The 11,961-nt window shown below is 46.4% G+C and carries 12 protein-coding genes; 1 reads left to right on the top strand and 11 read right to left on the bottom strand.

Going from position 1 to position 11,961, the window contains the following annotated elements; all coding sequences use genetic code 11:
- Nucleotides 1-123 precede the first annotated feature (123 nt).
- Entirely contained in the window at nucleotides 124-312 is a 189-nt protein-coding gene (gene rpmB / locus JOJ89_RS09250) for a 50S ribosomal protein L28 (protein ID WP_029281412.1), read from the top strand.
- A gap of 100 nt (nucleotides 313-412) precedes the next feature.
- Here rpmB and spoVM read toward each other — a convergent pair whose 3' ends face one another.
- The 11 genes from spoVM to priA all read right to left on the bottom strand — a co-directional run bounded on the left by spoVM (nucleotide 413) and on the right by priA (nucleotide 11,960).
- Nucleotides 413-493, bottom strand: coding sequence for a stage V sporulation protein SpoVM (gene spoVM, locus JOJ89_RS09245; protein ID WP_035206513.1), 81 nt, complete (start codon nucleotides 491-493; stop codon nucleotides 413-415).
- 103 nt (nucleotides 494-596) lie between these two features.
- Nucleotides 597-1,235, bottom strand: coding sequence for a thiamine diphosphokinase (locus JOJ89_RS09240; RefSeq protein WP_029281413.1), 639 nt, complete (start codon nucleotides 1,233-1,235; stop codon nucleotides 597-599).
- A 72-nt stretch (nucleotides 1,236-1,307) separates the two neighbouring features.
- Nucleotides 1,308-1,955 carry a ribulose-phosphate 3-epimerase gene (gene rpe / locus JOJ89_RS09235; protein WP_029281415.1) on the bottom strand — a complete coding sequence of 216 codons (648 nt, stop codon included), beginning with the start codon at nucleotides 1,953-1,955 and terminating at the stop codon, nucleotides 1,308-1,310.
- Nucleotides 1,956-1,957: 2 nt separating this feature from the next.
- On the bottom strand, nucleotides 1,958-2,842 hold the full coding sequence (gene rsgA / locus JOJ89_RS09230; RefSeq protein WP_203290151.1) for a ribosome small subunit-dependent GTPase A: 885 nt from the start codon (nucleotides 2,840-2,842) through the stop codon (nucleotides 1,958-1,960).
- 26 nt (nucleotides 2,843-2,868) lie between these two features.
- Nucleotides 2,869-4,845: a Stk1 family PASTA domain-containing Ser/Thr kinase gene (pknB, locus tag JOJ89_RS09225; RefSeq protein ID WP_029565586.1), complete on the bottom strand. Its 1,977-nt coding sequence runs from the start codon at nucleotides 4,843-4,845 to the stop codon at nucleotides 2,869-2,871.
- Nucleotides 4,839-5,600, bottom strand: coding sequence for a Stp1/IreP family PP2C-type Ser/Thr phosphatase (locus JOJ89_RS09220; RefSeq protein WP_029281421.1), 762 nt, complete (start codon nucleotides 5,598-5,600; stop codon nucleotides 4,839-4,841). The genes pknB and JOJ89_RS09220 overlap by 7 nt, the downstream gene beginning before the upstream one ends.
- 4 nt (nucleotides 5,601-5,604) lie before the next feature.
- On the bottom strand, nucleotides 5,605-6,696 hold the full coding sequence (rlmN, locus tag JOJ89_RS09215) for a dual-specificity RNA methyltransferase RlmN (RefSeq protein ID WP_029281423.1): 1,092 nt from the start codon (nucleotides 6,694-6,696) through the stop codon (nucleotides 5,605-5,607).
- A 2-nt stretch (nucleotides 6,697-6,698) separates the two neighbouring features.
- The gene (rsmB, locus tag JOJ89_RS09210) at nucleotides 6,699-8,042 is read right to left on the bottom strand and encodes a 16S rRNA (cytosine(967)-C(5))-methyltransferase RsmB (protein WP_029565585.1); all 1,344 of its coding nucleotides are present in this window, start codon (nucleotides 8,040-8,042) and stop codon (nucleotides 6,699-6,701) included.
- Nucleotides 8,029-8,985, bottom strand: coding sequence for a methionyl-tRNA formyltransferase (gene fmt, locus JOJ89_RS09205; protein WP_029281427.1), 957 nt, complete (start codon nucleotides 8,983-8,985; stop codon nucleotides 8,029-8,031). Before fmt ends, rsmB begins: the two co-directional genes overlap by 14 nt.
- Before the next feature lie 5 nt (nucleotides 8,986-8,990).
- Nucleotides 8,991-9,473: a peptide deformylase gene (gene def, locus JOJ89_RS09200; RefSeq protein ID WP_029281429.1), complete on the bottom strand. Its 483-nt coding sequence runs from the start codon at nucleotides 9,471-9,473 to the stop codon at nucleotides 8,991-8,993.
- Between the two features lie 69 nt (nucleotides 9,474-9,542).
- A complete protein-coding gene (gene priA / locus JOJ89_RS09195; protein WP_203290301.1) occupies nucleotides 9,543-11,960 on the bottom strand; it encodes a primosomal protein N' in 2,418 nt (805 codons plus the stop codon).
- Between the last annotated feature and the right edge of the window lies 1 nt (nucleotide 11,961).

Here is an 11,961-nt window from a genome sequence, read left to right as displayed (position 1 = left end):
AAAGCAAAAGCAAGAACTATTGCATTCAGAAAGGAGTTGTGATAAATTATTAAAGTATCTCATGACAAACAAGACTATTAATGTTTGAATTGGTAAGGTTTTTTGCAGTTAGGAGGGAATACGATGGCACGTAAATGCGTAATCACTGGTAGAAAAACACGTTCTGGAAACTCACGTTCTCACGCAATGAACGCTTCAAAACGTACTTGGGGTGCTAACCTTCAAAAAGTACGCATCTTAGTAGACGGCAAACCAAAACGCGTATATGTATCTGCTCGCGCTTTGAAATCCGGTAAAGTTGAGCGTGTATAATCAAAAGTTCTGCTTTTGATTCCCATAAGGGAACATATAAAAAAAGCACCGCTATGGCGGTGCTTTTTTTATAGTTTCAAAACCTCATATCCGCTTTTCATTAATCCTTCTTCATCGACCCAAGCATTGCCCTGATAATGCCACCTAAAAACTTCGGTAACTTGATTGTATAAAATTTCATACTTTCCCTCCTCAGCCATTCGTTCAGTTTGCTGCTGGGGCGAAGCCCATCATGTAAGAAACCGGTTATGCCCAGGTTATGTGGTTAACCTTCATGTTTGAAGTTATTCATCAGTACTTCTTACCATCATTAATATGCCGCTGCTGAATGAAAAAGTACCGGATGGACGAATAAGTTCATTACTAATACAAAGTGTCGATCCAAGCTTTATATGACAGCCTGAAAGCGGATATTTAAATCCCTCAAGTGTAATATCCCTTACTTCCGGGCTCACGGGCAGAAACGAGATATACGGAAATCTGCTGTCAGAATGCACGCTGCGGGTGCCGGGGAGGAAAACAGAAAGCTGATTTTTCCGGTCAATGATTTCAATTTTCGTTTCCGGATAACGTGCCAGAAGCTGTGTGTTTGCAAGGAAGTGATCAAGCCTGCCGCCTGTTGAACCGAAGAGGATGATGGCTTCAGGGTTCATTTTCACCGCCCATTCCAGGGCAATCTCCGTGTCTGTCTGGTCCTTTTCCGCAGGAAAAAGATCAAGATGCACAGCTGAACTGTTCAGCGTGTTAAGCTCTTTTTCTGTCACAGAATCAAAGTCTCCAAACGCCCTGTCAGGTATAATGCCCGCCTGCTGCAGATAAATCACTCCCCTGTCAACGCCAATCCAGACGGCATCTTCCGTTTGATAATCTTTCAATGATGGAATATACGTTTCAGGACCTCCTGCGACGATGTGAATCTTCACTGCTAACCACTCCTGTTTACATAATAATGTTATGGTTTAAATCTAAAAAAAGAGAACCGCTCTTGGCGGTTCTTATGCGTTTCTTATTTGATCAATAGCCTGTTTGCGGTCACTCTTGTTATAAACAGCAGAGCCGGCAACCAGGACGTTTGCTCCTGCTTCAATGCACAATCTTGCTGTTTCGGCGTTTACTCCTCCGTCTACTTCGATTTCTGTTTGAAGGCCCCGTTCTTTAACCATGTCAGCCACTTCTCTTATTTTCGGAAGAACAGCATGGATAAAAGACTGCCCGCCGAAGCCCGGATTCACCGTCATCAGCAGGACAAGATCCACTTCATCAATCACATGCCTGATTATATCAGCAGGGGTATGAGGATTCAGCACAACACCTGCTTTTACGCCTTCTGATTTAATCAGCTGGATCGTACGGTGCAGGTGAGGGCATGCTTCAGCGTGAACAGAAATAATGTCAGCACCCGCTTTTGCAAATGCCGGGATGTATGCATCCGGATTTTCAATCATCAAATGCACATCCAGCGGAAGCTTTGTCACAGGTCTGATCGCGTCCACAATCAGCGGACCGATCGTGATATTCGGGACAAAATGTCCATCCATCACATCAACATGAATATAATCAGCTCCGCCTCTTTCAACATCCTCTATTTCCGCTCCAAGCTTTGAAAAGTCTGCTGAAAGGATGGAAGGTGCAATTTTAATCATGATCAGTACCTCGGCTTTCTGTCTTTAATTTCTTCTATAAAGCTTAAATAATGTTCATATCTGTAAGCAGGAATACTGCCATTCTCAACAGCTTCCTTCACGGCGCATTTCGGCTCTGAAATGTGCGTGCATGCCCTGAATTTGCAGTTTCCGCTCACACCCCGCATCTCAGGGAAACAGTAGGAAAGGTCTTCTGTTTCTATGTTCATAAATTCAAGTGAACTGAAACCGGGGGTATCAGCGACAAGGCCGGTTCCGACCTGGATAAGCTCCACGTGGCGTGTCGTATGTTTTCCCCTGCCCAAATGAGACGATATGCCGCTCGTCTTCAGTGAAAGTTCAGGGCGCAGAACATTCAGCAGCGAAGATTTTCCGACACCTGACTGTCCCGCAAAAACAGAGATTCTGCCGTTCAGCAGCGGACGCAGTTCAGTAATTCCGTCTTCCTCGAGAGTAGAAGTGAGCATCACCTCATACCCGATTTTTCTGTAATCCGCTGCATATTCTTCGATTTCCTGACGCTGTTTTTCATCCTTGATCAAATCCATTTTGCTGATGCAGATGACAGGTTCAATGTCATTAGATTCAATCAGAACGAGAAAACGGTCAAGCAGAACAGGGCTGAAATCAGGCTCGACTGCTGAAAACACTAAAATAGCCTGATCAACGTTTGCAATCGGGGGACGGACAAGCTCGTTTTTTCTCTCGAGCACTTCCTGGATTGTGCCTTCCCGTTCATTTTCGTAATCATACACGACTTCATCGCCGACAAGCGGGGTGATTTTGTTTTTTCTGAAAACCCCGCGGCCGCGGCACTGGATGGTCTTATCACCGTCAAGACAATAGTAAAACCCGCTTAACGCTTTGATAATTTTGCCTTTAGGCATACATTTCCTCCTTGGTGATTCACGTATTACTCATATGGGATGGTTTCGGTTTTCTCAACGCGGTTGTCAACCATTACCATGTAATAGGCTCTTCCACCGGGCTCGATTGTGAATTCGATTTCTTTAGTTATGCTCTCTGTAATAGTAAAGATTTGAGAATCATCGGCTACAGACCGCTCGGCATCATCGATGCTGATTTTCACTTCTGCCGGCTGTCCTGCTAGCTCTTCCGGATAAGGAATTTCAATTACCCGTTTGACTTTTTTGGCAGGCTTTTCTTTCGGCCCGAGGGAAACAGTGGCCTCAACGGTGTCGCCCGGAAGTACTTTTGCTGACGGCTCGGGAGTATGTGAGATCACTTCCCCCTTAGTCACAGTGTCAGAAAAGTCTTCCTTCGTTACAAGCACAAGCTGTTTGTCTTCGATATAGGCATTCAGAGCTTCTTCTGAATAGCCTCTTAAGTCCTGAAGTTCAAATTCCTCCGGCCCGGCGCTTACAGTCAGCACGATTTCATCTTCGCTTGGAATGACCATGTCGCCCGGTTCAGGATCCTGCTCTAAAATCGTTCCCGCTGCTGCTTCATTAAATTCTTCTTCGACCGTGATTTTTTCAAATCCTTTACGTTCAAGGAGCTCCCGGACTCTTGTAATGTCTCTGTCAACATAATCATCAAGCTCGACTTTCTCTTTGCCTGAGCTCTGGTAGATGATAATGCTGTCCCCTTCCTTTGCCATTCTGCCTGCTTCAGGTTTCGTTCTGACGACATCCCCTTCCGGAATTTCGTCATCGGCAATCAGGATGGGATCATCCACTTCAAATTTTTCCGAGACAAGCTTCTCTACCGCATCCTGATATTTCATCCCTGTCAGATCAGGAACTTCCACATCCTTTGGCATCATCAGGGCCGGCACAACGGTGACAGCGGCAACTCCTGCTGCAAGAAGGATCAAAAAGAGGCTGATCAGGATGACTCCTGCTTTGCTTTTTTTCTTTTTCTCTTCTTTTTTCTTTTTTTCTTTCTTTACCGGGGCATTTTTTGCAGACGTTTCTTCTGCAGCCGGTTCAGGCGCACGAACTAGCGTATCACCGGTTTTTTCAAACATATCTGAATCCGTGATAATCGGAATGGCTTTTGTTGCCTCTGTATCTTCCGGTATGACAAACTTTTCTTCATGAAGCCGTTCCGGATTTAAAGCGGTTGAAAGATCGGCTTCCATCTCTTCAGCAGACTCATAGCGGTGGAACGTGTCCTTTGCCATTGCTTTTAAAATAATGTTTTCAACACTTTGAGGAACCGTTGCATTCCAGCGCTTGGCAGAAGGCGTTTCAGACTGCAGGTGCTTCAGCGCAATGGAGATGGCCGATTCTCCGTCAAACGGCAGTCTTCCGGTCAATAATTCAAACAGGACAATGCCAAGTGAATAAATATCTGATTTTTTATTTGCCATTCCTCCCCTTGCCTGTTCAGGCGAAAGGTAATGGACAGATCCAAGGACAGAATTGGTCTGGGTAATCGTGGTCGAGCTCAGTGCCATTGCAATTCCGAAATCCGTTACTTTCACATTGCCATGGGGATCGATCAGGATGTTATGAGGCTTGATATCCCGGTGGACAATGTGGTTTTCATGGGCGTGTGCAATGGCTGATACGATTTGCTCCATAATATTGAGTGCTTCTCTAGGGTGCAGGGGAGCATACTGCTGTATGTATTGCTTAAGTGTGTTTCCTTCCACATACTCCATGACAATATAGTAGATGCCGTCTTCTTCTCCAACATCAAAAATGCTGACAATATTCGGGTGGGCAAGGCTTGTTGCGGACTGAGCCTCACGTCTGAACCGTTTAATGAATTCGTCGTCGTTTGAAAAATCGAACCTGAGAACTTTCATTGCAACATCGCGGTCTAAAATCATGTCCCGCGCCAAATATACGTTAGCCATTCCTCCGCCGCCAATCACGCGGAGTATTTTATATCTGCCGCTTAACCGCTTGCCGATCAGCACGCCCCATCACCCTCTTTGATTTCAGACGGCTGTTTGACGATGACGAGTGAAATGTTATCCTCTCCCCCGTTATCATTCGCCTTTCTGATCAGTTCCTGAGCAATGGTCTGAAGCGCCCCCCCGGATGAAAGCAAATCTTTAAGCTCCTCTTCACCTACTTTGTTCGACAGCCCGTCGGAACATAATAGAAGAAGGTCAGATTCTTCAAGACAAATAGAAGTCATGTCTAGTTCAACATGTTCTTCTGTCCCTAAAGCCCTTACAAGAACATTTTTGCGCGGGTGATGCTCGGCATCTTCTCTTGATATTTGTCCGGATCTCACCAGTTCATTGACAAGTGAGTGGTCTTCTGTAATTTGTTTGAATCCGCTGCTGTTGCAGAGATAGCCGCGGCTGTCGCCAATATGGCCGACAGTTGCAAAAGCTTCTGTGCAAATAGCCGCCACAACAGTCGTTCCCATTCCGCTGCAGTCAGGATGTGTTTTAGCATGGTGCAGCAATGTCAGATTCACCTTTGCCACATGGTCCGAAAGCCAGCCTGAGGCGAGATCCGGGGAGGAAATGCCCGAGGCATCCTCCCACATCTCTTTTAATGCTGCAATTGTCATCTGGCTTGCTACATCACCTGCTAAATGGCCGCCCATTCCGTCAGCCACGACGGCTAAAACATCACCGTCTTTATTTTGAAAAACACCAACGCTGTCTTCATTGTGCTGTCTCACTTTTCCCCTGTCTGTTGCGATAACGGTTTCCATGAAGTCACCTCGTCTCCTCTTTGCGCTCCTTCGCTCTCAGCTGACCGCATGCCGCATCGATATCATGACCCTGCTCGCGTCTTGTCGTTACATTAATGCCGCGCTTTTTCAATGTTTTCTCAAAAAGATCAATCTGTTCTTTAGGAGTTCTTACATAATCGCGCTCAGGCACATAGTTAACGGGAATCAGGTTTACATGGCATTTCAGATGCTTAATAAGCGCTGCGAGCTCTTCAGCGTGTTCTACCCCATCATTTACTCCGCCGAACAGCCCGTATTCGAAGCTGACGCGTCGTCCTGTTTTGTTCACATAATACTCAATAGCTTCCATTAGCTCAGGCAGTTTATATGCTCTGTTGATCGGCATTAAGCGGCTTCTGAGTTCTGTATTCGGTGCATGCAGCGATACAGCGAAGTTAATTTGCAGCTGTTCGTCCGCAAATTTGTAGATTTTAGGAATGATTCCGCTTGTAGATACGGTAATATGGCGTGCACCGATATTCAAACCGTCGTCATGATTGATGATTTTAAGGAATCCCATCATTTCGTCATAGTTATCAAACGGTTCTCCGATTCCCATGATGACGACATGGCTTACCCTTTCTCCAAGTTCATCAAGAGCCTTTTGTACTTTTACGACTTGAGCAACGATTTCTCCTGCTTCGAGGTTGCGTTTTAATCCGCCCAGTGTTGAAGCGCAGAACGTACAGCCGATCCGGCAGCCGACCTGTGTTGTAACGCATACTGAATTGCCGTATTCATGGCGCATGAGAACCGTTTCAATGGAATAGCCGTCGTGCAGCTCGAATAAGAACTTCATCGTGCCGTCGCTTGATGTCTGCTGAATGATCGTTTTAAGCGTGGTAAGCGTAAAGTTCTCCTCAAGTTTTGTTCTGAGCGCCTTTGAAAGATTTGACATCTCTTCAAATGCTGTTGCCCGTTTAATATAAAGCCAGTCAAAAATCTGAGCAGCCCTGAAAGGCTTTTCTCCGTTTTCTGTCAGCCAGTTTTTTATTTCTCCCAGTTCGAGAGAATAAATGGAAGGTTTTTTGTTTTCTTCGATGACTGTTTTCTTTGTGCGTTTTACCTCTTCCATTTTTACACCTTCTTTCTTAAGCTTGCTATATAAAATCCGTCAGTTCCGAAATAGTGGGGCAGAATCTGCACTTGCCCGCCGTCTGCATATGGCTTTGCAGCCTCCGGCAGCCGGTCAGCCATTGCTGAATCAAGTTCAAATTCACTGTGTTCTGCAAGAAATTTGTCAACAACCTGCCCGTTTTCTTCGCTGTCAATTGTACATGTACTATAGACTAGTGTACCACCTTTTTTAAGTAAAGGCGCGGCAGATGACAGAATTTCCAGCTGAATTTGCGACAGTCTTTTCACGTCTTCGGCTGATTTCGTGTATTTAATGTCAGGCTTTCGTCTGACAACCCCAAGTCCTGAGCATGGGGCATCGACCAGTATTTTGTCAAACTGTTCGTTTTTAAAGCGCTCATGCACTTTTCTGCTGTCCATTGCCTCAGTCTTAATGTTCGTAAGGCCGAGTCTTTCCGCCTGTTCTGTGATCAGGCTGACTTTCTGCTTGTGGAGATCAAGGGAGTAGACGGTCCCTGTGTTCTCGAGAATCTCCGCAATATGGGTTGATTTTCCGCCCGGCGCTGCACATGCATCTAAAACAGCATCTCCTTTTTCAGGTGCAAGAGTTCTGGCAACCAGCATCGAACTTTCATCCTGAATCGTAAACCTGCCTTCTTTAAATTCTTCCGTCTGCACAAGGCTGCCTTTCAGGCTTTTAATAGCATCAGCAGTCAGATCGCCTTCTTCAATTTGAAAGCCTTTTGCTAAAAGCTGCTCCATTAGCTCCCCGCGGGTGTTTTTCATAAAATTGACACGTGCTGATACACTTGGCGGCGTCAAAGTGGCTTCGCACATTTTTTTTGCATCAGCGGCCCCAAGCTGGCTGATCCAGCGCTTCACAAGCCATAGCGGGAAGCTTGTTTCAACAGCGATGCGCTCTGCCTCATCTTTTATCTCAGCAGTGGAGGGCAGCCCCTGCCGCTGAATCGATCTTAAGATGCCGTTGACAAAGGATGCAATGCCTTTATGGCCCCTGTGTTTTGCAATTTCAACTGCCTCGTGAAAAACAGCGCGCTCCGGCACTCTGTCCAGGTATACCATCTGATACACGGAAAGTCTTAAGAGATTTTGCACCCACTGCTCAGTTTTTTTGGCATTTTTAATAAAAGGCGCAAGATAAAAATCCAGCGTATCCCTGCGCTGCAGCGTCCCGTATACGATTTCTGTAAGCAGAGGGATATCAATCTCTTTTACTCCGTGCTTTTTTATCATGGAGTTTAGCAGAAGATGGCTGTACGCCTGGTTTTTTTCAATCATGAGCAGCGTTTCAAGAGCCGTTTCACGGACATTATTTTTCTTCATGGCTCTCTCCCAACTTGTCTCCAGCCTGGATTTGTGCGCCGCGAAGGAAATCTTCGCCGTTCATTTTCTTCTTTCCGGACGGCTGAAGTTCTGTGATCTTGATGGCTGTCGTATTTCCTGTGGAGACGACGATTCCATCTGAATCAATTCCGATGACGGTTCCCGGCTGTGCGGTATGAATGCTTCCAGTCATTTTTTCTCCCCACCAGATTTTCACAACCTGGCCATTAAGGTAGGTATAGGCAACAGGCCAGGGGTTTAATCCTCTGATATGGTTATAAATGTCCTCTCCGGACTTCGTCCAGTCAATGATTTCCTGTTCCCGTTTAATATTTGAAGCGAATGTCGCTTTTTCGTGATCCTGCTTCTGCGGTGTAAGCTTGCCTTCCAGGAGTGAAGGCAGCGTTTCAGACAGAAGATCCGCCCCTGAAGCACTTAATTTATCGTGCAGAGTTCCTACGTGATCCCGTTCATCAATTTCCACTTCAGCCTGGGTAAGAATATCGCCGGCATCAAGCTTTTCAGCCATATACATAATGGTTATGCCCGTTTTCTTTTTCCCCTGAAGGATTGAATAATGAATCGGAGCCCCGCCTCTCAGTTCAGGAAGCAGCGAAGCATGGACATTAATGCAGCCGTGCTTAGGCGCTTCCAGCAGTTCATTCGGAAGAATTTGCCCGAATGCGGCGGTTACAACGAGATCAGGCTGCAAAGCGAGCACTTTTTCAAGTTCTTTTTTATCCCTGATTTTTTCAGGCTGCAGAACGGGTATATTCTGCTTTTCTGCTTCCACCTTTACAGGCGGCGGCGTAAGAGTTTTTTTTCTGCCTTTTGGACGGTCTGGCTGGGTCACAACCCCGACCACATTGTACCCCTCATTTATAAGTCTTTTTAAAACAGGAACCGAAAAGTCAGGAGTTCCCATAAATACAATTCGTGTCATGACCATCATCCTTCCGATTCTTCTAGCTCTTCTTCATTTAAATAGGCTGTCACCTTGGACGTGAAAAGAATTCCATGAAGGTGATCAATTTCGTGCTGGATCGCTCTCGCTAAAAAACCATTTGCCTCCATCACAAATGGTTTGCCTTTGCGGTTTTGAGCTTGCACTTTTACATACTCGCTCCGCTCTACTTCTCCAAAAAGGCCGGGAAAACTCAAGCAGCCCTCAGGACCAGTCTGAGAGCCTCTTTTTTCAATGATCACCGGGTTAACGAGTTCAATCGTCCCGTGATGATCATCTATATCAACAACAGCTGCACGGACAGGCACTCCAATTTGGGGAGCGGCAAGTCCCACACCGTCAAGTTCAATCATTGTATCATACATATCTTTCAGCAGCTTTGACAGTTTCCTGTCAAATACTGTTACATCTTCACATTCCTGCTCCAGCACATCTGCCGGATGCAGAACAATCGGTTTAATAGCCAATGAAACGTCCTCCAACTACTTAAAAGCTTATTTTTTCTCCAGTTTTGACGCTAATCCGAATTCTGAAACCTACATCATGGCGTTAGGATTCATATCGATTGAAATGGACAGCTGATTTTTGTTCATATCCTGCTGAAACCGTTCAATGATCATCTTCAGCGCAGAATGAAGATTTTCTTCCCGCTTGTATTTTATCATGCATTGATAGCGATATCTATCGTTTACCCTTGGAATTGGCGAAGCGGACGGACCGAGAATCTGAACATGATTTGACAATTTGTGATTCAGGTGCTGGGAAATTTTCTCCGTCACAGAGACGGCCTTTAACAGATCAGGGTGACTGACCGTGACGAGTGCAAGAAAGTAAAACGGAGGGTATGCATGCTGCTTTCTTGCTGTCATCTCCTGCATGTAAAATGAATCATAATCATGCTTTCCTGCAAGCTGGATACTGTAATGCTCCGGTGAATAAGACTGGATCACAACTTCTCCCGGAAGCAAATGCCTTCCCGCCCTGCCGGAGACCTGGGTCAGGAGCTGAAACGTTTTTTCGGAAGCCCTGAAGTCAGGCAAATGCAGCATCGTATCTGCCGTCAGAACTCCAACAAGCGTCACATCTGGAAAATCCAGTCCTTTTGCAATCATCTGTGTGCCTAAAAGGATATCCGCCTCTTTGTTGCCGAACGCCGTAAGAAGTTTTTCATGCGCCCCTTTTTTCCCCGTAGTATCAACATCCATGCGGATAATCCGGGCTTCCGGAAGAACTTTTGCCAGTTCCTCTTCAACCCTCTGTGTGCCGGTGCCAAAAAAGCGGATATGCTCGCTTCCACACTCAGGGCAGACATTCGGCATCGGCTCCTCATGACCGCAGTAATGGCATTTCAACAAATGTCCGCGCTTGTGATACGTAAGGGAAATGTCACAATGGGGACAGCCCTTTACACAGCCGCAGTCTCTGCACATGATAAAGGAGGAATAGCCTCTTTTATTCAGGAACAGGACCGACTGCTGCCCTTTTTCTAACCTGTCTTCCAGCTTCTCAAGCAGAACTTTAGAAAACATTGTCCTGTTCCCGCTCCTGAGTTCATCCCGCATATCTACAATTTCCACTTCGGGAAGGGGGCGGCTGTTCACTCGTTCTTTTAAGGTAAGCAGCTGATAAACCCCTTTGCCTGCTCGTGCAAACGATTCAAGAGAAGGAGTTGCGCTGCCGAGGACAACAGGACACTTGTGGCGCTTTGCCCTGTAAATGGCTACATCCCTTGCATGATAGCGGGGATTTTCTTCCTGCTTGTAGCTGCCTTCATGCTCCTCATCAATGATGATCATGCCAAGGTTTGTAAACGGAGCAAAAACGGCAGACCTTGCACCTACGACAAGCTTAACTTCACCGCGGCGGATTTTTCTCCACTCATCGTATTTTTCACCGATCGAAAGTCCGCTGTGGAGGACCGCAACAAGCGATCCGAACCTTGCTTTAAACCGGTTGACCATTTGCGGCGTCAGTGAGATCTCAGGGACAAGAACAATCGCTTCCCTCCCCTGATTCAGCACAGCTTCAATGGATTGAAGATAAACCTCTGTTTTCCCGCTTCCGGTGACCCCATACATCAAAAAGACATCATGCGCCTTCCGTTCGATGCCGTCAAGAATAGGAGCAATCGCCGTCTGCTGTTCTGGTGTAAGCGGCAGAGACTCTGTTTTCTGGAATGTGCGGTCAGCATAAGGGTCTCTGTAGATTTCTTCGTAGGATTCAGACAGAAGGTTTTTCTTGATCAGAGTTTTGACGGGAGAGTCCGTGATATTCAGTTTAAGCAAAAGCTCCTGCAGAGGGACAGCTGCTCCGCCATGTTCTGAGAAATAATCCAGCACTTTTTTTTGCTTTGCTGCCTGCTGCGTGCATCCGGAGGCTTCCTCTTTCAGCACGTCTGATGTGACAGCAGCACGGATGACCTTCTGTGTTTTTTGTTTGTTTTTCTGTTTAACCCGGTATATGACCTCAAGCAGCCCGCGCTCAATATCCCCCTGAAGCTCTTTCACGCTGTCGCTTTTTTCTATCTCTTTCCAGAAGATGCCCGGTGCGTTCTCAAACCAGCGGGCAGACATTGGATGCAGCCTGTCCTTCGCCTCAGAGGATGTCAGGCGGATCTCTTTTTCATACTTCGCTTTCATGGCAGCAGGCAGCATGGCCTGAAACGCAGAAATTTTGAAGCAGAGTGTTGACTCTGTCAGCCAGTGGCCGATGTCAAGAAGCTCCGCCGTCAAAGCAGGCGTTATATCCATAACTTCCGTAATCGGCTTCACTTTGTCAAAATCGCTGCTGTCTTTCAGAGCGATAACAAACCCCTGCACCGCACGCGGTCCGAATGGCACGATCACACGCATGCCGGGTTTGATAAAACCCATCCATTTTTCAGGAATCAGGTAATCGAACGCCCTGTCTGTCTGCATGGCTTTAACATCTACGATTACACTGGCAAACTTCATC

This window comes from Metabacillus sp. cB07 (assembly GCF_016839225.1).
GTDB lineage: Bacteria > Bacillota > Bacilli > Bacillales > Bacillaceae > Bacillus_P > Bacillus_P indicus.
Note: the sequence above shows the minus strand (reverse complement) of the source record. Positions and strands in the feature narration are given on the sequence as shown.